The organism is Ruegeria sp. AA6, assembly GCF_056542865.1.
In genome coordinates this window covers 84,156-103,797 of record NZ_JBQGAN010000014.1, presented here as the reverse complement: position 1 = coordinate 103,797, position 19,642 = coordinate 84,156, and the positions used below count along the sequence as shown (strand labels likewise).

The 19,642-nt window shown below is 54.2% G+C and carries 15 protein-coding genes and 1 pseudogene; 7 read left to right on the top strand and 9 right to left on the bottom strand.

Translation table 11 applies throughout. From position 1 onward, the window contains the following. The first annotated feature begins 42 nt into the window (after positions 1 to 42). The 3 genes from ACR0LN_RS16215 to ACR0LN_RS16205 all read left to right on the top strand — a co-directional run bounded on the left by ACR0LN_RS16215 (position 43) and on the right by ACR0LN_RS16205 (position 4,751). Entirely contained in the window at positions 43 to 693 is a 651-nt protein-coding gene (locus tag ACR0LN_RS16215; protein ID WP_480431054.1) for a pyridoxamine 5'-phosphate oxidase family protein, read from the top strand. Positions 694 to 702: 9 nt separating this feature from the next. Then, on the top strand, positions 703 to 1,476 hold the full coding sequence (locus ACR0LN_RS16210; protein WP_480431052.1) for a pyridoxine 5'-phosphate synthase: 774 nt from the start codon (positions 703 to 705) through the stop codon (positions 1,474 to 1,476). 89 nt (positions 1,477 to 1,565) lie between these two features. After that, positions 1,566 to 4,751: an ATP-binding protein gene (locus tag ACR0LN_RS16205; RefSeq protein ID WP_480431050.1), complete on the top strand. Its 3,186-nt coding sequence runs from the start codon at positions 1,566 to 1,568 to the stop codon at positions 4,749 to 4,751. Positions 4,752 to 4,784: 33 nt separating this feature from the next. Here ACR0LN_RS16205 and ACR0LN_RS16200 read toward each other — a convergent pair whose 3' ends face one another. Further along, a complete protein-coding gene (locus ACR0LN_RS16200; RefSeq protein ID WP_480431048.1) occupies positions 4,785 to 7,019 on the bottom strand; it encodes a CHASE2 domain-containing protein in 2,235 nt (744 codons plus the stop codon). A 225-nt stretch (positions 7,020 to 7,244) separates the two neighbouring features. Here ACR0LN_RS16200 and ACR0LN_RS16195 point away from each other — a divergent pair, with 225 nt between their 5' ends. Then, entirely contained in the window at positions 7,245 to 7,421 is a 177-nt protein-coding gene (locus tag ACR0LN_RS16195; RefSeq protein WP_480431083.1) for a hypothetical protein, read from the top strand. A gap of 304 nt (positions 7,422 to 7,725) precedes the next feature. Here the strand turns inward: ACR0LN_RS16195 and ACR0LN_RS16190 are convergent. Together ACR0LN_RS16190 and ACR0LN_RS16185 are read right to left on the bottom strand one after the other, a co-directional pair. Continuing rightward, positions 7,726 to 8,037, bottom strand: a pseudogene (locus ACR0LN_RS16190) (FecR family protein); the annotation flags it as partial. Between the two features lie 560 nt (positions 8,038 to 8,597). Continuing rightward, the gene (locus ACR0LN_RS16185; protein WP_480431046.1) at positions 8,598 to 9,680 is read right to left on the bottom strand and encodes a tyrosine-type recombinase/integrase; all 1,083 of its coding nucleotides are present in this window, start codon (positions 9,678 to 9,680) and stop codon (positions 8,598 to 8,600) included. A gap of 1,494 nt (positions 9,681 to 11,174) precedes the next feature. Here ACR0LN_RS16185 and ACR0LN_RS16180 point away from each other — a divergent pair. Both ACR0LN_RS16180 and ACR0LN_RS16175 read left to right on the top strand, forming a co-directional pair. After that, a complete protein-coding gene (locus ACR0LN_RS16180) occupies positions 11,175 to 12,566 on the top strand; it encodes a hypothetical protein (protein WP_480431044.1) in 1,392 nt (463 codons plus the stop codon). A gap of 234 nt (positions 12,567 to 12,800) precedes the next feature. Further along, positions 12,801 to 13,355: a recombinase family protein gene (locus ACR0LN_RS16175; protein ID WP_170483677.1), complete on the top strand. Its 555-nt coding sequence runs from the start codon at positions 12,801 to 12,803 to the stop codon at positions 13,353 to 13,355. 348 nt (positions 13,356 to 13,703) lie between these two features. On the opposite strand, the gene ACR0LN_RS16170 is transcribed toward ACR0LN_RS16175, so the two are convergent. Genes ACR0LN_RS16170 through ACR0LN_RS16145 form a run of 6 tightly spaced genes read right to left on the bottom strand, consistent with a single transcriptional unit; the run spans position 13,704 to position 18,846 of the window. Further along, positions 13,704 to 14,642 carry an HAD hydrolase-like protein gene (locus ACR0LN_RS16170; RefSeq protein ID WP_171212902.1) on the bottom strand — a complete coding sequence of 313 codons (939 nt, stop codon included), beginning with the start codon at positions 14,640 to 14,642 and terminating at the stop codon, positions 13,704 to 13,706. Continuing rightward, positions 14,606 to 15,421, bottom strand: a complete 816-nt coding sequence (phnE, locus tag ACR0LN_RS16165; RefSeq protein WP_170327399.1) for a phosphonate ABC transporter, permease protein PhnE — start codon at positions 15,419 to 15,421, stop codon at positions 14,606 to 14,608. The genes ACR0LN_RS16170 and phnE (ACR0LN_RS16165) overlap by 37 nt, the downstream gene beginning before the upstream one ends. Beyond that, positions 15,421 to 16,236, bottom strand: coding sequence for a phosphonate ABC transporter, permease protein PhnE (gene phnE / locus ACR0LN_RS16160; protein ID WP_170375209.1), 816 nt, complete (start codon positions 16,234 to 16,236; stop codon positions 15,421 to 15,423). Before phnE (ACR0LN_RS16160) ends, phnE (ACR0LN_RS16165) begins: the two co-directional genes overlap by 1 nt. Further along, complete coding sequence (gene phnC, locus ACR0LN_RS16155) at positions 16,233 to 17,027, bottom strand: phosphonate ABC transporter ATP-binding protein (RefSeq protein WP_170353305.1); 795 nt, start codon at positions 17,025 to 17,027, stop codon at positions 16,233 to 16,235. The genes phnE (ACR0LN_RS16160) and phnC overlap by 4 nt, the downstream gene beginning before the upstream one ends. Before the next feature lie 60 nt (positions 17,028 to 17,087). Further along, positions 17,088 to 18,062, bottom strand: a complete 975-nt coding sequence (gene phnD, locus ACR0LN_RS16150; protein ID WP_170353304.1) for a phosphate/phosphite/phosphonate ABC transporter substrate-binding protein — start codon at positions 18,060 to 18,062, stop codon at positions 17,088 to 17,090. A 58-nt stretch (positions 18,063 to 18,120) separates the two neighbouring features. Next, entirely contained in the window at positions 18,121 to 18,846 is a 726-nt protein-coding gene (locus ACR0LN_RS16145; protein ID WP_480431041.1) for a DeoR/GlpR family DNA-binding transcription regulator, read from the bottom strand. A 328-nt stretch (positions 18,847 to 19,174) separates the two neighbouring features. Here ACR0LN_RS16145 and ACR0LN_RS16140 point away from each other — a divergent pair, with 328 nt between their 5' ends. Further along, positions 19,175 to 19,639 carry an NUDIX hydrolase gene (locus ACR0LN_RS16140; protein ID WP_170375214.1) on the top strand — a complete coding sequence of 155 codons (465 nt, stop codon included), beginning with the start codon at positions 19,175 to 19,177 and terminating at the stop codon, positions 19,637 to 19,639. Positions 19,640 to 19,642 lie beyond the last annotated feature (3 nt).

Below are 19,642 nucleotides of genomic sequence, written 5' to 3'. Positions count from 1 at the left end.
CGGGCATCAGAACTACAGCAAGAACAAACCCGAGCTATTGAGATGACCGAGACACTGACAGTCACCGACAGAAGCCGCCTGCGTCGTTCGCACGAGCGTGGCCATTTCGACCGCGACACAATCAACGCCATTCTGGACGCGCAACCCATGTGCAGCGTGGGGTATGTCATTGACGGCAAGCCCTTTGTGACACCGACGCTGCAATGGCGCGAAGGCAACCATGTCTATTGGCACGGGTCTTCGGCCAGCCGGGCGCTGAGAAACTCTCGCGATGCACAGGTCTGCCTGTCGGTCGCAATTCTGGATGGGTTTGTTTTGGCTCGGTCGGGCATGCACCATTCGGTCAACTCTCGGTCCGTCACGCTGTTTGGTACGGCGGTCAAGATCGAAGACCCTGCGGAAAAGCTTGAGAAGCTGGGCCGGTTTGTGAATGGCCTGTTTCCGGGGCGTTACGAAGGTTTGCGGCCCGACCACGCGCAAGACCTGAAGGCAACGATGGTGCTGGGTATGGAGATCTCAGAAGGCAGCGCCAAGATCCGCACGGGCGGCCCCATAGATGAGGAAGAGGATTACGACCTTCCCATCTGGGCGGGGGTTATCCCGGTTCATACCTCGGTCGGTGATCCGATCCCTGATCCTCGGAACATCGAAGGCGTGTCGGTGCCCGAGCATGTGCACTCTTTTCGGCTGTAGGATGGGAACATGACAGACCTGTCGGTAAATCTGAACGTCGCGGCCCTGCTGCGCACCCGGCGAGAGCACCCCTGGCCGGATATTGTGGACCTTGCGCGGATCGCTCTGAACGCTGGTGCCGCAGGGGTGACGGTGCATCCCCGGCCAGATGAACGGCATACGCGGCCTGACGATGTGCGGGCATTGCGGGTTTTACTGGACGCTGAATTTCCTGACCGAGAGTTGAATGTCGAAGGCTACCCGGACGCGCGGTTTCTGTCGCTGGTCCATGAGGTGCGCGCGGAGCAGGTTACGCTGGTGCCCGATGACCCGGCGCAGGCAACAAGTGATCACGGCTGGGATTTCCAAACGCACGGGGCGATGCTTGCCGATGTAGTGGCCTCGCTCAAGGTGAACGGCCATCGGGTGTCCTTGTTCGCTGACCCAGATGCACGCCAGATGGCCGATGCAGCCCGAACGGGTACAGATCGGGTGGAGCTGTATACAGGCCCGTTCGGCAGCGCCTACAGCGATGCAGCCACAGAGGCGCGCGAACTGGACAATCTGGCCGCAGCTTTGACCGCTGCCGAAGCGCAGGGTCTGAAGGTCAACGCGGGGCATGACTTGACGGTCAGTGGGACAGCCAAGCTGATCACGCGCATCCCTTCGATTGCCGAAGTGTCCATCGGTCACGCACTGTTCTGTGATGCGCTGACCTTTGGGATGGCTGAAACGGTGCGTCGGTATCTGGCGTCTTGTGCGGCTGGTTGCGAGGCACGTTCCATCACCCCAGAATCGGCGTGACATTTTCACTGCTATTTGATCATGCCTTTACGGCAATTCGCCTGCGGATACTGGCGAGGAAAGATACCCTGTAGTACACCCATGCTGGTATGGGGAATATTGCGAATAAACCAAAGCGGGAACAAGCGGATAGCGAGCAGCGGCGCCAGGCGTCGGTGCTGTTTGCCGATATGGTTGGATATACCTCTATCGTTGCCGGGCTGGATGAAGAAAAGGCTCTGGCCTTTGTGCGTGTGGTCTATGACACGTTGGTCCGGGCGGTCGAAGCCCATGGGGGCACAGTGCGCGACTTTGCCGGGGACAGCATCATGGCGTTGTTTGGAATCCCCGATGCGACCGAGGACACGGCGCTGCGCGCCTGTCGTGCCGCGCAGTCGATCCATATGGCGTTTGACGACTCTGCAGATGAAATGGAAGCGCGATTTGGTGTGCGCCCCCAGATGCGCGTTGGGATCAGTTCGGGCACAGTACTGATGGCAGCTGTACAGGGTGAGGGCAGTCAGACCACGGCTGTCGGCAGCACTGTGAATCTGTCGGCCCGCCTGGAAAACCTTGCGCCCTCGGGGGGCAGCCTGATCTGCGATACGACACGGGGCTTGGTCGAATGGGTTACGGATCTTGGGTTTTTCGGCGAACATCAGATCAAAGGTTTGGCCACCCCACAAAAGCTGTGGCAACTGCAAGGCGTTCGACCAGATTCCTCGCGGTTTGATGCTTCACTGGCGCAGGGCCTCAGCAGCTATGTGGGCCGCTTGGAGGAACTCGGCACGCTTTCCTCCGCGCTTGAGCAGTCCAAGGCAGGCAGGGCTGTGATTGACTTGGTGGCCGAGCCTGGGCTGGGTAAAACGCGTCTGGTCTTCGAATTTCTGCAGCGCCTTCCCGCAGATCAAGCCTCGGTTCTGACTGGGTATTGCTTTGTTGATAGTCAGCAGGTTCCATTTCTGCCGTTTATTGAAATCGTCCGAAATTCTTTCCGTATCGGCGATGCGGACAACCCGCTGCGGGTTCAGGTGAAACTGGAGGCGGGCCTGAAGAAATACGGGCTGTTGTCGCACCAGAACCTGGGTTTGATGTTGAATCTGTTGGGGCTGGTCGCGCCCGAAGGTGCCCTTGAGGGGCTGGATGGCGTTCTGATTGGCCTTCGCACACGCGCGTTGCTGGCAGCCCTGCTGAAACGAAAATGCCGGCGCGACCGGGTCATATTGCTGATCGAAGACGGCCATTGGATGGACAGTGCCTCGGCCGAGCTTTTGGCGGCAGTCGTCTCGGACCCCGATGTTTCGAACCTGCTGATCATCCAGACACGGCGCCCGGAATACACACCGGGTTGGCTGGGCAAGTCCGGGGTTTTGACATTGGCGCTGGGGCCGCTGGAGGTGCAGGAGTTTTCGGCCTTGGCGCGAAACCGTCTGGGCGTGGACGCTTTGCCTGAAGGTTTGGTGGAGCAACTGGCTGACCGCGCTGGAGGCAACCCGCTTTTCGGTGAAGAAATCCTGAGTTTTCTGCTGGAGCAGGGAATACTGCGTGTCGAGAATGGTCGTGCGCAAATCAAAGCGGATATCAGCGAAACCGGGCTACCGGTAACCATGCGCAGCCTTCTGACAGCCAGAATTGAACGATTGGAGCCTGAAGACCGCGCTTTGCTACAAGCTGCAGCGGTTATCGGCCGCCGGTTTGATCCCGGCTTGCTGTCCCAGATCGTGGAAAACGCAGCCCTGACCGGCGCAGTCTTGCTGCGGTTGCAATCGCAGGACGTTCTGTTCCGCGAGGCAAATTCCTCGGACTACATCTTCAAACATGCGTTGTTGCGGGATTCGGTCTATCAAAGTCTGGTCCCATCGCGCCGGGCCGATCTGCATTTGGCGATTGCCGACGCCCTGTTGGTGCGCAACGCCAACCGACTGCAAGAAGCTGCCGAGGTTCTGGCTTATCACTATGGCAAGTCGTACCGCTCGGATCAGGCTTTCAAATACAGCGCGATGGCCGGTGATAAATGTCTGGGCGTGTACTCACTGGACGAAGCCAACCGGTTTTTCATGAGTGCGTTAGACCTGTATCAGGCCGACCCAAGATGTGCCACCGAGGCGGAATTCGCTGGGTTCATGGCCAGTTTCGCGCTGTGTTCCAACATCTCATTGCGGGTCAGGACGATTATCGAGCTTGCTGACACCGTGCGACCGGTTCTGCAAAAAGCGGGCGACAGCCAAGACCACGCGCTTTTCTTGCATCACTATGTGTCGTGTTTGGTGTGCAACGGAAAGTATCACGAGGCGCACTGGGTTCAGCAGGAACTGACAGACATGGCCAGCCGTCTGAAGGACCCGACCTCAACAGCCTATGCCTTGGTGAATGAGCTTTCGGTTTCGATCTATCATGCGCCAATCGACAGTGATCTCTTCGAAGCTAAAAAGCGCGACGTCGAAGCCGCGCTGGGTAAGATCGACGATGCCTATATTCGCAACTTCTATCTTGCCACGGTCGGGTGGAATGAGCTGACCCGAGGCCGGGTTGCGCGGGCGCATGCCGCATCGGGCAGGATGATCGAACTGGGTGAATCCAACAACGATCCGCGTGCCTTGGGCTATGGCACCGCGATGAAAGCGCTGATAGCGATGGTGACGGACGATTATGAGTTGGCGCTGCAAATGGCCGAGAAGGCCCGCGCAGCCTCACAGGCAGAGTTCGAACTGGCCATTGCCGAGGCGGCGAGGGTCGGTGCTATGGTGCCGCTTGAAAAGCCGGGCGCGGTGGAGGTGGTTCAAAACCACATTGCATCCTGCACCGAGAAAGGTTGGGCCTTGTTCACCTTTGGTCCGGCAACCATGCTGGGGGTGGCTTATGCCTTGAATGGTCAGATCGCAGCCGGACTGCGGCAAGTTGAATGGGCCATTCAAAAGCGCACGGACGAAGGCACGCAGGTCTCGGCCGACTGGGCGCGTCTGTTTCTGTGCGAGATGTATCTTGCAATTCTGACTGGCGAAGGGGGCGGGTCTCTGCGTGTTCTGTTGCGGAATTTCCGGTCTATATTATGGGTCATGCTATTTGGACGAAAAAAGCTGATCTCGATGATCGAGCAGGTGCGCAGTAACCCGCAATTCGATCCCAAAGGGCACTTCATCGCGCGCTGCGATATGATCATTGGGCTGTTATACAAAGCCAAGAAAAAGAAGGCTCAGGCCATAGATCACCTGAGCAAGGCGCGGGTCATTGTGGAAACGGCAGGGCGGACGCCGATGCTGACGCGCATCGACACGGCCCTGGCCGAATTGGCATAGCGGTGCGCATTTGTTTGCCTGCAGATCGCACACTCAGGCGGGTGAACTTCTCTCCTGCACATGATGGCTGAATACCAACTGGTTTGATTGAGTGTCGGACCGGAAATCCGCCGCCCGGCCGGATAGGGCAAAATAAAACCTCTGCAGACCCGGTTCGATGTGCTGTGCCTGGGCGACGCAATCGTCGCACATGCGTTCGATCAGGTCATAGGGCTGGCGGTCGCGAATGGCAGCAACCAGCTTATTATGTGTCGCTTCAAGTTTCTGAAATGCGGGGGTGTCGAGCGTCTTTTGGTCGCCCACCAGCACGTAGACGGGTTCCAGGTCAGTTCTGCCTTTGAGGTCGACAAAGCCGGCCTCAAGCATGGCCATGTCATGGCGGGTTTTCTCATAGACCGCGCAGGACACGAGAATATCATAGTCCACGTGACGGCAACTTTGCTCGATCCGCGCGGCAACGTTCACCACGTCTCCGATGACGGTGTAATTGAACCGGCTTTTTGAGCCGATATTGCCAACGCATGCCCGTCCGGTGGCGCAACCTGTGGCCAGCGCTATTGGCGGTCTGCCTTGCATGACGTCCGAGGCATTGAAATTCACCAGCGCCTTCCGCATCAACAAAGCGGCCAGCGCCGCGCGACAGGGGTGGTCTTCGACCGGTACCGGAGCATTCCAAAAGGCCATGACCGCATCGCCAATGAATTTGTCGATAGTTCCGCGCTCGTGCAGTATCTGGTCACCTATTTTCGAGAATAGTTGGTTCAGCAATGTTACCAAATCAGTCGCTGATACAGATTCGGACAAGGGGGTGAAACCTCGGATGTCCGAGAACATCACGGTGATTTCCTGCGTCTCGCCACCCAGTTGCAGCCGATGTCCCGACATTTCCATTTCGTCCAGAATCTCAGGCGCAACGTAGTGTGAAAAAGTCTGCCGGATCGCGCGCTTTTCACGCTCGGTTGAAATGAAAAGATAGCCTGCCAACAGCCCGAAATTGGCCATGCCACCCAACAGGGGAAACGTCACGTCGAACAGAACCAGTTGGTTCTGGAAGGCCAGCCAACTGCTGCCAAGAACGACCGCTGCCGACACGCCGCCCGCAACGAACGAAGCGACTGCGCCAAATCGGGACATAACGGCCGTAACAATCAATCCCAGGCTCACGAAGGACAACAATTCAAGCGCGGCGGTGACATCTGATCGGCTCAGCATTTCTCCGGTCAGTATTTGTTCCAAAAGCTGCGCATGGATCGACACCCCTGGAACCGATTCACCCAAAGCCGTCTGGTGCATGTCGAACAAGCCAGCAGCAGAGGTGCCAACCAAAATAATCCGGCCCTCGATTTCTGCGCGCAGATCAGGGTTGTTCGGTGTTTGCATGATGTCATTCGCGGACAAATACAGGTTTGGGTCGTCACGCCTGTACCTGACCCAGACCTCACCGTTTTCCGTGGTCGGCAGCCTGAATTCGCCGACCTCAACCGCAAGCATGATCCCCGCTTCGTCCTGTGATCCCTCGGCAATAATGACGGGCTCATCCAAGGCCACCCTGAGTGCCTCGATCCCCAGCCCCGGCAGGGTCCCATCCGGCCCACCCCACAGGGCGGGTACCCGCCGGATGATACCCATGCCACCCAAAGGTGAGACATTGACGCCGCCGATACCAGCAGCGGATCGGTCCAGCGGAGGGGCAGGCGGCGTCCAGTTAGGAACGCTGACCAGACCGGCGGTTGGGGATTCACCAATTTCGATTATGCCCGCCATGGGCGTGACGGGCCTGCCCTCAAGCGACGGTCGCGCAGCAGCGCCCAGAACAACGGGCCAGTTGGCAATCTCCAACGCGAACAACACATCGTTGTCCAGCTTCTTAGCGCGACGCTCGATCGTCATTATACCTGCCAGCGCAGGGTCATTTAGCAGCCGAGACGGAGAGAACCTGTCAGGCTCGATGAATAGCACATCAAAGGCGATGGCGGCGGCCCCGTATTCGCCCAGACTTTTTACCATCTGTGCAAGCAAAGTTCGGGGCCAAGGCCATTGCCCCCAGTTGGCCAGTGACTGTTCGTCTATATCGACAACACGCACCGGTAGTTCCGGATTAAATTCCCTTGGCGACAGGCGTTGAAGAATGTCGAAATAGATCAGCCGCGTCATGCGCACCGGGTAAGGATCGAGTGCCCTGATGAAGCATCCGAATAAAATCAGCCCCAGCCCTACAAGCTGAAAGGCCCGTCTTCGCCCTGTTCGCTCCTTGGGCTTCCCGGTCACATTTGCCTCCGACTGCATTGGGCTTATGCCGCTTGCAGATTAATGCGACGCCGCCTTTCGCTAAGCACTTATCTGGAGCTCATCTTTGTTACTGGCGGCGGCGCCTTTATCATCCGGCCTTTCCTTTACTGCCTTTCCCTTTGCCCTTTCCTTTTCCTTTTCCTTTCCCTTTGCTGTTGTTGCGCCCTTTCCCTTTGCCCGGATTCCCAAAGCCCGAAGCGTTTCTTGTCTGGCCGCCGGGATTGGTGCCGTCTTGATGACCGGACCTATTGGTTTTTGCCTCGGGCTCTGCTGAAGGTGGGTCATCCGAAGGCGGGTCTGCCGATGGCGGTTCTGCTGACGGTGGGTCTGCCGACGGCGGGTCTGCTGATGGTGGATCTGCCGATGGCGGGTCGCTTCTAGGCTCTGGTGCTGCGGCGGCTTGGAAAGCGACCTGCTGGGCTGCAACGCGACGAGGGACCGGAGCTTCCGCCTTTTCTATTGGCAAAGGAACAGCTTCCGCAGCACATCCAGCAATGTCCACCTGCAGCGGAGGTTGCAGGCCTGTTTGTGATTGAATGAAAGGGAATCCGTTTTTCAAAGCCAGTTCATATTGGTTCTGATCCACGGGTCGACCGACATTGCCACGTTGGGATGTGGCGAACAAACTACATTGGCGCCCAGTCGATCGACACGAGCCTTGCGTGCTGCACATTTGAACCGTGCCTTCCAAAACAAGCATGGCGCTCTGCGTGCCAGGAACGACCCAAATATCAAAGGTTGTGCCGCGTACTGCCATCGTCGCTGAAGGCGTTTGTATGGAATAAGCTCGTTTCCGGCTTTTGCCGGAAATAAACCGAAAGCTGCCCCCTAGCGCCTGAACCGCAAAGCTCTTGGCCTTTCGGTTGCTACGCAGCATCGTCACGTCCAGTGTCATACGCGCGTTGGGACCAATCGCAATTTTGGTTTCATCCGCAAAAATCAATTGGACCAGGCCGGTGCCATCTGTGGAAATGGAATCGCCGGACGCCACTTGCATACCGGCCTTCAATGGTTGTGATTTTCCAGCGCGCGTAATCTCAGCGCCCGGCTTTATGCCAATAACTTTTCCTATGTTGGCCAAAACCTGCGAAGGCAGTAGCAAAACACAACAGATTACGAGTAACGATTTCAACCAAGCCAAACCAAACTTCCTTCCCCCAAAGGTAAGTGCAGAGCGCTTTGCGCTCACCGCTCGGTTTGTGCCTCAATGAATTCGACAAACTGAATTTAGAAAATAAGCTTATACAAATATGCCTTAAAGCTCGCCTGCTTGGCAAGTTATCAGTGTGAGGGATAGAAAAAACGGGGTGAGTGGCGGGCATTTTGACAGAGAAAGTTGGATAGAAAATCCGTTTGTAGTCGAGCGAAAATCCTCCGTTTACAGTCCCGAGCAGGTCCCGATGATGGCGCGGATGAAATACATTTCAGAAAAATGACGAGGGCATAGAAAATCGCCTTGTATCCGGGGCGCAGGCAAGGATATACCCGCCAGCGGAGACGTGGCCGAGTGGTCGAAGGCGCTCCCCTGCTAAGGGAAAACTTGGTAAGAATATTCCCTTATTTTACAATACGTAAGCGGGAATCTAGTTCGATGTTGCCAGATTTTTGCCGAAAGTCCCACCCATGTTCAAGCAGGCGATCCGCTAAGTCGTCAGGTGCAATCTTTCTATAACGATTGGCCATTTCGCTCTTTGCCCAGCCCCCGAGGTCCATGAGCCCACCGAAGTCTCTTGTCTGAGCGTAGTACCAAGTTGCCCAAGTATGCCGGAGAACGTGTGGTGTCACATCTTTTCCAAGGCCGGCCGCATCTCGGGCCTTGTTAAACGACGCTTGCATTTGGCCGCCGCCATTCTTTCTCAACTTGATCGGTTTTCCATATGGCGTGCGGAACATGCGTCCCGACTCGGGCAACTCCCCCATTAAACATACAGCACGGCTAGGTAGCCGTACCAAGCGCTCACTCGATACAGTTTTACCTGCGCCGTCCTCCTCAGCAGGAATAAACTGTTGAGAGGTTGCTGGATTCCAATCATTAATGTCCGCTGCAAAGCACTCTCCTGTTCGGCACCCAGACCCCAAAAGGAAAGCAATCTTCTTGAGTGTATACAGTTCGGGCTTGTCGTGGCGCGGCAGGGTAAGTTGGGCGGCGGCTTTCAACAGCGCCTCAGCTTCTTCTGGATGGAGCCAGCGAACTCGCTTGTTATCTGTGGACGGCCTTTTCCGCTCTCCCCTGGCCCAGCGAACTACCGCGGTGATCGGCACACGCACTTGGCGTCTGCGAGTTTCGGGAACTGCGTTGGGGTACAACTCCATGGCACAGTTCACGATTTCCAACTCTCCAATTTGATCAATTGTTGTGTACTTGCCGAAATACCCGATGAGTTTTGGCAGGAAACGTGCTTCACCACCATCGTCGACGTAGCCCTTTGCCGCCTCCCAAAATGGCACCTCTTTGTTTGTAGGAATAGCTAATTGGGCCGCCCATTCCTCTTTATAAAGTTGCTGGGCCTTAGCGCGAGCTACGCCTTTGAGGCTTTTGTCACGGATGCCAAGGCGTCGGCGAATCCGCCGCCCTTCGATTGAAAACGAGACCGCCCAACCTTGCTCCGTCCACTTCGGTTCCCAGTCTTTCTTTGGCATTTTAAAGCCTCTCTCAGTTCCTCAATGTGTTCCGGGTAAAACACCTTTTTGTTGCCGCGCCGTTCGTAACATTGATGCTTTGCTAGAATGTCTGTCAGACTTCTTCGTGAAATCCCCAGAGCTCGGGCTGCGTCTTCCATGCCGGCTGGTTGTACTATCCAGTTTGGGCTTGTGTTCATCTCTGCGCGTCCTCCACGGCTCTGAGTGAAAACCCAATCGGAAGTGTTCTGCCTTGGTCTATGTACCGACTGCCTGTTAGCTGATTTTCGATCATTCGAGCACCGATTGAGTTTCTTCTGCTCGCTTCATCGATACTTTCGGTATGCAGTCAAGAAAAATTATTATTACAAAACATGAACTTGCGTCTACTCCAGGTTGACTTTTCAGATTGAACTGCTGGGGTCAGGAGGGCGCCTCAAAACACATTTTTGCTGCGTTTTGAATTGGCTGCGCGTTTCTTTGCCGGAGTTTAAGTTGACACCTCCGATATGACCTCGGTTGAGTGGAAAATTTCATTACCATAGGGCGAGTCACGGAAGCGTGATGTATGTTTCACCTGCGATGCAGAGACGAGTACCTGCGCCGACGTTCACAGATCAAAACAGATACATCTTCTGTCCGTACGTCAGAACAAAATGGCAAACATACAGAACAACGCAGACCTCGTGTGCGCTGTGAAAGAACTTGTGGAGAAATGAGAGCATTGCTCCCTCCCTTGGTTGTTGATTTTAAAAGTGTGTATAGTGTGTATAATGATTCGACTGGCGCGTCAACATTTGACGCATTGTGTGTATAGTGTTAACTTAAGGTCATGGAAAAACTCTCAGAAGAACCGCCCAAAAGGCTACAAATACTAATGACTGAGGATGAGCTGGCGCTTGTTCGCCAGTACACACATCAGAACGAGATCTATGGACGATCTGCCGCGATCAGAGCGCTTGTTCAGGCGGGCTTGAAAGCGGAACAAGCGGCTGGTCGCTTTGATCCAAACCGAAAATAGGTGCCAGAACAGGCTTGTGAAAAATGTGTTCCAACCTGTGGAATTTGGTTTCTTTTCGATGACGTAATGGGGGGACGATCAGAAATTTAGTTTTTCACTCGTTCCCAGAACTGCCGGCATACAGACTCATTGCCGCCGTCAGGTTTCTTAAATTTTCGCAAAACTCCCAATCCTTTAAAAAGTCTGAAACCGCGTTCGTGCCATGTCCTTTGTTGCGAGCGGCGGAAGCAAATTCACGTCTTGAACAGACGTGAAGGCAGCACTGGTCGCAGGAAATTGCGGTCAGAGGCACGGAGTCAAATAAGCTGAAAACGGCAACCGACCTTTGGCCATCGAGCTGAAGGGCAAAGGTTGTGAAGAAGAACAACGCGGGCAGATCCCGCGAACAGAGAAAGTGTGCTCAGAGCAGAGGTGATCACCGGAAGCGCAAGCGGCAATGCAGGCAAGCGAAGCGGATTTATGGCCATGAAGTGCTTCGGCCAAGAACACTAAGGATGGCAGGGAAAAAGGTGGGCTATCATGGCGGCTTTCGACTTGGTCCAGGCTCAGCAAGGTATCGGGAAATGTCCGCCATGGTGGCTGAAATGGCAGCCGAGGTCGGTCACGACCTATACCGGCCCGGCAAGAAGAAAGCAGCACAACTCCTGTTGGGCTTGCCCGACAACGAGTATCTCGCGATCTGCTATTCCGCATACAAGCACGACAAGCGGCTACCGTCCGTTGCTTTAGTTGATACGACACAAACTGCCGCCAATCTTCAGTATCATTATGAGGTCAAAGTCAAAGGCCAGGCGCAGTTTGCTGCTCTGACATTTCCTGCCTTGGAACGCCGAGTCTCAATCGATGGCTATGAATCCGGTTTGGCGTTGGCATTCAAACGAATGAACAAGCTAAAGAAGGCCCTCAAGAAATCCGGACTAGGTGAATTTGTATACGCACAGCTAGAAGCACCCTTCGAACCAAAGACAGAGACCTTTTATCTCCATTTCCACATATTTTTGACGTTCGACTTCGGTGATCAATGTCGTAAGCAGGCATTGACGTTCATCCACGAGAACACGCCTTGGCTGCAAAGTAAGGCGGGGGTCCAACTAAAGCGCATTGCCGACGGAGATGTTGCACGGTTCATTCGATATGGCACGAAGCCGAGCGTGACCGTCTATGAGATTGCCAAATCAGAGAACATGAGGGTGTTTGAAGCCTTCCTAAATGTTTCTAAAGGCAGGAGACTCACGAGGACAGAAGGGGCACTCAAGACGACACTCAAGCAGCTCAAAGACCAGGGCCGGCGAACAGTATTTCATAAATGTGAGCGGACAGGCCAGTCTAATGTGGCCTTGGTTGAGAAAGGAACAATGAAGGATCTTGAGAAACCAAGCCCCGGCGAAACAGCTACTGTCGAAAAACCCAGCTCTCCTAGAAAAAACATCTACTGTGGGGCTTGTCGGCCGGTAACTTCTCCTGAGGGACGTTTGCTTGCTTTCGGTATGGTACAGGACTTTTGTGAAGACAGCTTTGACATTGGTGCGGGAGAAGGTGTTGCCGGCAGTTTGTTTGAAGCCAACAGAATCGCCCGTAGTTCATGGGAGCGAAATACGGGCAAGTGCTACGATCTGAAGGAGTTTCTGGCTCCAATCACAGATGACATCATGCGGCTCATAAAGGACGCAGATGTACAGAGTTACACGGTAATCGTATCCCCCAAAATTCTAGCGGCACTACGGGAAATTAAGGAAGAGCGAAAATCGGGTGTCCGGCGGGCAAAGCCAAGTTCTAAGAGTTACGCTCCTGAAACATCATTTTGGAGCAAGTTGAAGTTCTGGGGTTCTAAACTTGTTGCTGGGGTCAGTCGGATACGTGTCCCATACCTTGATTGGATACGGTAATCAAACGTCAACGGCGACTAAACAATTCTTTGGAAAGTGGTTTGTAGGCGATAGCGTTAGGGCTCCTGTTCGAAAGTCGGTATGACTTCTGAGTTCGCCAGGATTGTCTCACACAACCTTGGTTATGTGACAGCAAACCGCCCAGCGTAAATTCTGGTGAAAACAGTCTCGCATACATTGTCGTGACATTGAGACAGCGACATCTCAATAGGACCTAAGATTGGAGTAAGACAGTTGCTGATTGGGTATGCAAGAACATCCACCTTGGAGCAGGGCTATGGACTGGAAGCGCAGATTGAGGCTTTGACGAAGTATGGAGTCCAATCGGATTTCATCTTTTCAGAAAAGGTATCGAGCCTTTCAGATCGTCCTGAATTGCAAGCAGCGTTGCGAAGCCTTCGTGCCGGCGACAAGCTGGTGGTAACCAAGCTGTGCCGTTTTGCGCGTTCGGTGACGCACCTGGGGAGGCTTTTGCAAGTGGTGGAAGCCAATGGCGCTGACTTGGTTATCGTAGACATGGGTGTGGACAGCTCGACTGCGACAGGAAAGCTCATGCTGAATGTTCTGGGCTCAGTTGCTCAGTTCGAGCGAGAAATCATGCTGGAACGCCAGAGGGAAGGCATTGCGAGGGCCAAGGCAGATGGAAAATACAAGGGTCGTGCTCCAACGGCCCAGAGACAGAAAGAGAAGGTATTGGCGCTTAAGGAAGCTGGCGTCCCCGTCGCGCAGATCATCGATCAGCTGAACATTTCCAGAGCCAGTTACTATCGTCTGGTTAAGGTTCAATAATTCTTGGCCACTCTGAAACAAATTAAGCGGTTGCTGGGAAGAATCGAAATGAGCGTCGGTGGTTCATTTATTCGCTCGCCGACACGTGACCTAGATCGCTAAACATGGGCGGACTGCCGCCATTCGCTGCTCTCTCAACCAACGGCAACTATGCGCAGAAAGCGGGCTTTGCAAAGTTCGGAGTTCGGCCCAATCCGGACGTGAGTTTAGAGTTAAGTTGTTGCGGAGGGTTCTCCAAAGCTGCTGTTCACACGCGGCGCTTCGTTCACATGGTCGGCATGTGCGCAACGCTGATTCACCCGACGTTCGACCTAACAGAAAGATGGGTCTAAGCGGAACGCCCTAATATCAAGGCCGATTTACAACAAAGCTCGGCACTATCCCTGCCTTCATGATCGCTGTTTCAACATCATGCCCTGCGAAGAAACCGAATCCAGAGATGAGCGCGGAAGCTATGCCTGCATTTCGTGCACCTAGAATGTCGGTGTGCAGGCTGTCGCCAACCATCAGAACCCGGGATTTGTCGATGTGCCCCAGGCGGCTGAATGCAAGATCATAGATGTTGGCGAAAGGTTTTCCAAAGAACTGAGGGGTGACGCCTGTCCGGTCTGCTAGCCGGTGCGCGAAAAGACCGGGTTCTTTGGAGAAACCGTACTCGCGCGGAGCGACAATGTCAGGATTGCCCACCAATACCGGGCGGGGACGCTCCAGCAAAGCGGCCTCTAACATGGCTTGTCGCGTTTCATTCCAAACAGCTGACCCAATCATCAAAAATCCGTCTACGGTTTCGTAGGGCTTCGGGTCATCCTCCAGGTAGGATAGTTTCAACTCCTCCAGATCGCGAAGGCCGGCACTTGGAGTTGCCATCAATCCCCAATGTAACTCATTTTGGCCGTTTAGCTCAGACAACAACGTGGCCCGACTGGTGATCACGTCTTGTGGCGCGAAGTTGTAGCCAAGCCCATAGTATTTCTCGATAAGAGTTGTGTGGGGAAACCCTGCAGCATTCGATACGACCAGAACACGTTTGCCGGCGGCTGTCAGCGACCTGACCCGATCTGGTGTATCTGGGATTGCCGTATCACCAATATTGAGAACTCCGAAGGCATCGAGGAGGAACACGTCAAACTCGTGAGCGATATCCTCCAGCGTGTCCACCTGACGATAGCTCACTTCAGTAGATCTGGGTTGCGGAAGGCGATGTCTTACAGCCTCGTAGGCCTCAAAAGCCTCTTGCGCAGAGAAACCGGTCAAATGATGGCCCCTCTTACTTTCGCCGAAACCCATTCGCTGATCATAACCGCGACCAGAATTACAATCAGGATCAGACTAACTTGCGGCCAAGCCAGTACGTTGAGCGAAGCCGACAATTGCAACCCGATACCCCCGGCTCCAACCAGCCCGAGCACCGTGGACTCGCGGATGTTGATATCCCAACGGAAGACGGCAATGCCCGCGAAAGCGGGTAGGATTTGCGGTACGATCCCATAGGCCATGACCTGCCAGCGTGAAGCACCGGTTGCTGTGATTGCTTCGACCTGCGTGTGATCAATTTCCTCAATCGCTTCGTAAAGAAGCTTTGCGCAAAACCCGATTGAACGAATGGCGATTGCTATGACACCGGCGAACACTCCGGGACCAATAATCGCGATCAAAAGAAGAGCCCAGATCAACGAGTTTATAGAGCGGGTCGAGACAATGACCAACAAGGCAATCGGTCGGATGAACAAGGCCGATGGTGTGGTGTTGCGGGCCGCCAAAAAGGCAACTGGCACTGCCATGCACAGGGCAATTATGGTTCCCAGGGTGGCAATGTTTAGCGTGTCCCAAATCGGGCGACCCAACTGGGTGATGTAATCCCATTTAGGAGGCGTTGCACGGGTCCAAATATCGTTGGCGATGCGGGGCGCATCCCAGACGAAAAACCAAGTCGTCGACTCTGAGATCAGCTGCCAGCAGTAAACAAAGATCGCTACGCCCAGCAACCAGCCGAACCAACGGACTAAGCTCTGACCCGTTGTCCGGCGACGCCAGATTTGCGCATCGTCGCGTTCAAGTATCGGCATTACTGAACCCTCGCTCGAATAATTCCCGAAAGGTATTCAAGTGCCATCACGATGCCGATGATAAGAATGAGAATGGCTGCCGCAGTGTCGTATTCATAGCGGTCGAATGCGGTGTTCAAAGTTGCACCAATCCCACCAGCCCCCACGAGCCCGAGGATCGCGCTTTCTCTGAAATTGATGTCGATCCGATACATGGAAAGGCCCACAAGTCGCGGCATAACCTGGGGCTGAACTCCATAGTTGATCCATTGTGGCCAACGCGCTCCAGAGGCCTTAATCGCCTCAGCCTGAACCTTGTCCATGGCTTCGATATCTTCGGCCAGAAGTTTTGAGAGAAACCCGATGGTGGCGAAAGAAAGCGTCAGAAATCCGGCCAGCGGGCCAAAGCCAAAGATAGCCACAAGCAAAATGGCAACGATAATCTCTTGCAATGCCCGACTAATCGCGACAATGCCTCGGCAAATCATGTAGATTGGCAATGGCGCGATATTGCGGGCAGCCCCCAACCCAATCGGGATCGAAATCAGGATGCCCACGACCGACGCGGCCACGGTCATCACGATACTTTCCAGAAGGCCGCTCCAAATATCTGTCCACCGTGAAATGAAGTCTGGGCTGGTGAACGCAAGCACAAACGCCCAACCTCGATCCAACCCTTCATAGACACGGCCCCAATCAACTTCGATGGTCATGAACGCCGCGATCAGGTAGGCGAAAAAGCCAAGGAGCAATGCCCAGCGGAGTAATGGGTTTTTGACAAAGGCAGGCTTACGCCAGCCTTTTCCCAGCATGTCGTCTAACTCTCGATGGCTCATTCTGCAGCCTCGACATCGTCATCTTCGTCCACTTTTTCGATGGTTGCTTCCCAATCTTCTTCCCCATAGATCTCGGTCAGCTTCTCAGGGGTAAGGCCTGTGGGAAGCCCATCATATACAATTTCGCCAAATCGGAGTCCTACGACGCGGGGAACAAACATCTGAGCGAGCGCCACATCATGGATATTGATAATGGCTGCCAATCCACGTTCCTGACATAACTCGGTGATGAGACGCATAATCTGACGGCTGGTCTTTGGGTCCAGCGAAGCAGTTGGTTCATCGACCAACAGCAGTTTTGGGTTCTGTATCAGTGCCCGGCAGATGCCGACCCTTTGGCGCTGACCGCCAGAGAGTTCGTCCGCCCGTTTATCCGCCATGTGCAACAGCCCCACCCGATCGAGTAGCCGGAAGGCTTCGTCCACATCCGACTGCGGATACCGCCGTAGAAAGCTGCGCCAGAACCCCACATAGCCCAACCTGCCGGACAATACATTTTCCATCACTGTCAGGCGTTCGACCAAGGCATATTCCTGAAAGATCATGCCCATTTCGCGGCGTGCCTTCCGTAATGCCCCCGATCCGAGTTTGGTCAGGTCCACATCATCCAAAAGGACACCGCCGCTTGTAGGTTCAACCAACCGGTTGACACAGCGGATCATCGTCGATTTGCCCGCGCCCGAGGGCCCAATCAACGCAAGAACCTGTCCTTTTGGAACCTCAAGATCGATTGCCTTCAGCGCCTGATCCCCGGTCTTGTATGTTTTCGTTAGCTTCTGAAGACGCAGCATGAAATGCCCCAGATTAGGGTGAACGGCGGGCCCATTCAGGCCCGCCGGATTAGTGAAAGGTTATTGGCAGGCGTAAGAAACGCCATTTGCTGCGTCGATTTTACGAATGACGTCCCAGAATTCCTGATAAGTCATCTCCAGGAATTGGCCTTCGTTTGATTTTGAGAACTCAGCTTCAAGTGTCGTCCCCTCCCAATCGAAATTGAAGAAGGCATTGCGGATCTTTTCCTGCAGCTCGGGTGTCAGGTTGTAGACGGTGCCAAACCCAGTGGTCGGGAAAGTCTGCGACTTATAAATCGTAATGACATCATCCTCATTGATCACGTCACGAGAGATCATCCGCGATTTAACCGAGTTCGCAATTGAGGCCGCTAAGTAGTCTTTGTTGGCAACACCTAGGATCGAGTTGTCGTGCTTGCCCGAATAGACAGGCTCAAAATCGCGTTCGGGCAGAAGATCAAAGTCGCTTTTCAGGATCGCGGAAGGCGCTTTGAATCCCGAGTTCGATGTGGGGGATGTAAAAGCCAGTTGCTTTCCCTTGATGTCTTCAACCTTTTCGATGCCCGAACCCGGATAGGTGATGATTTCCATCTCGTAACCAAAATTACCGTCCTTCGAAGCCATTATTGTGAATGGACGGAACCCTGCGCAGTTTACCGCAAGTGGGTTGGAGCCGGTGTTGAATCCCGCAATATGCAGGCGCCCTGAGCGCATCGCCTCGATCTGAGCTGCGTTGTTCTGGACTGGAAAAAAGACAACGTCCTTGCCCGTTTCTGCTTTCAAATGGTCGAGAAAGTCTGACCACGCAGTTTTGTATACGGCGGGATCTTCAACCGGCGTGTAAGCAAAGATCAAGGTGTCTGGATCTATTTGCTCGGAAGGATCTGCAGGGATATCCGCGATCAAATCCCCGTCGGCATCACAAAAACGCTCGTCCAAGTCACCGCGTGGACAATCCTGCGCCGACGCTATTCCACTCATCGACATGAGTGCGATTGCAGATGCCCCAAGCAATAGTTTGATATCGATCTTCATGTTTTCCTCCCAGTCATGTGCGGTGCTTTTTGTCCGCTGTTAATCAATCATTTTATGTCTACCCGGCGACGAGAACGTCGACCTCGGCGCCCTCAATAGCGTTACGCAATTCTCCTGTCGGTTTTTTGTCGGTGACTATGGAATCCAAGTCGTTAAGGCCTCCTACTTGAGACAAGCCTTTCCGGCCGAATTTCCCGGAATCAACAAGAAGGTGCCGTTTCTCGGCACGCATCAGCATCACCCTCTTTACTGCCGCAAAACCCCGCACTGTTTCTGAAGGACCATCCGTCGAGAACCCAGAGGAACCGATCATGCACCTGTCGACGTTGAAACGGGACAGAAATTCCAGCGTCTCGGTTCCGATAGTTGCAGACTCAGTTGCCAAGTATTCCCCCGGGCATAACAGGACTTGCGCAGCCCCATGGCCAAGGGTCATAGCTACAGGAATGGAATTGGTGATTACCGTGCAAGGGGTACCAATATAAGCCAGTGCACGTGCCATTTCGATTGTGGTCGAGCCGGAATCGATCATGACCGTTTCGCCGCTCTGGATCAGTTCTGCCGCAATGGCACCTATCCGTTCGCGTTCTTCAACCTGAGCGTTCGTTCGTTCATCCAAACCCGGATAGTGCCCTTGCGCTGCGGCTGAGGCCCCCCCGTGTGCCCGCGCTATCAAGCCGTCATTCGATAGAGCATCGAAATCTCTACGTACCGTCTCGTTGGAGACGTTGAACCGCTGTGCCAGTTCGTTGATGCGAACGTGCGGGCGCAGCTTCAGCTCCAACAATATCTGTTGGCGCCGGTCGGATTTCTTTACCCGGCTCTGGTTCTTTTCAGACATTTTGCCGCGCGTTTTTGTTTTGGACATCCGACGACCCGACTAGGCTTCGAAAGCTACTTTTGTGGGCTTTCGGTCATATTGCAATATTTTTTGTTGCATAACCCTCGGAAGGTTGTGAGAATTCGAGCGAACACAAGTATTTCAAAGCGCAAAGCAAAGATGCACAGGCTGATCAAATTCAGAATACGAGCCAAGGCAAAGCGTTAACCGGCCAACCTGCCAATCAGACAGCTTCCTTTTGGTTCTTGATCGTGTGGCATTGAGGGGCGGCATGGGCGACAGCGAGACGGCAGATCAGATTGCGGCGCTTCCGATGCGCTGGGATAAGAGTGGCAAGTTGCGCGTTCTTATGGTCACTTCGCGGGATACCGGCCGGTGGGTTATCCCAAAAGGATGGCTAATAGAGGGCAAAAAACCATGGCATGCCGCAGAAATAGAAGCTCAAGAAGAAGCAGGCGCAGTCGGCACCATATCGAAACGGCCAATCGGTCATTTTTTCTATGATAAACGATGCGAGGGGCGAAGCAGCGTTCGCTGCCGCGTTACCCTTTATCCTCTGGTCGTCGAAAAGTTGAAGCGACGCTGGAAGGAAGAAGGTGAACGAACGCGTCATTGGTTCTCACCGGCAAAGGCCGCAAAGCTGGTTCAAGAAAGAGACCTGTCAGAATTGCTGGATAATCTAACAGACGATCCAGAACTCAAAACTGTCATAAAGAAACTTCGAAAGGCTGCATGAGGA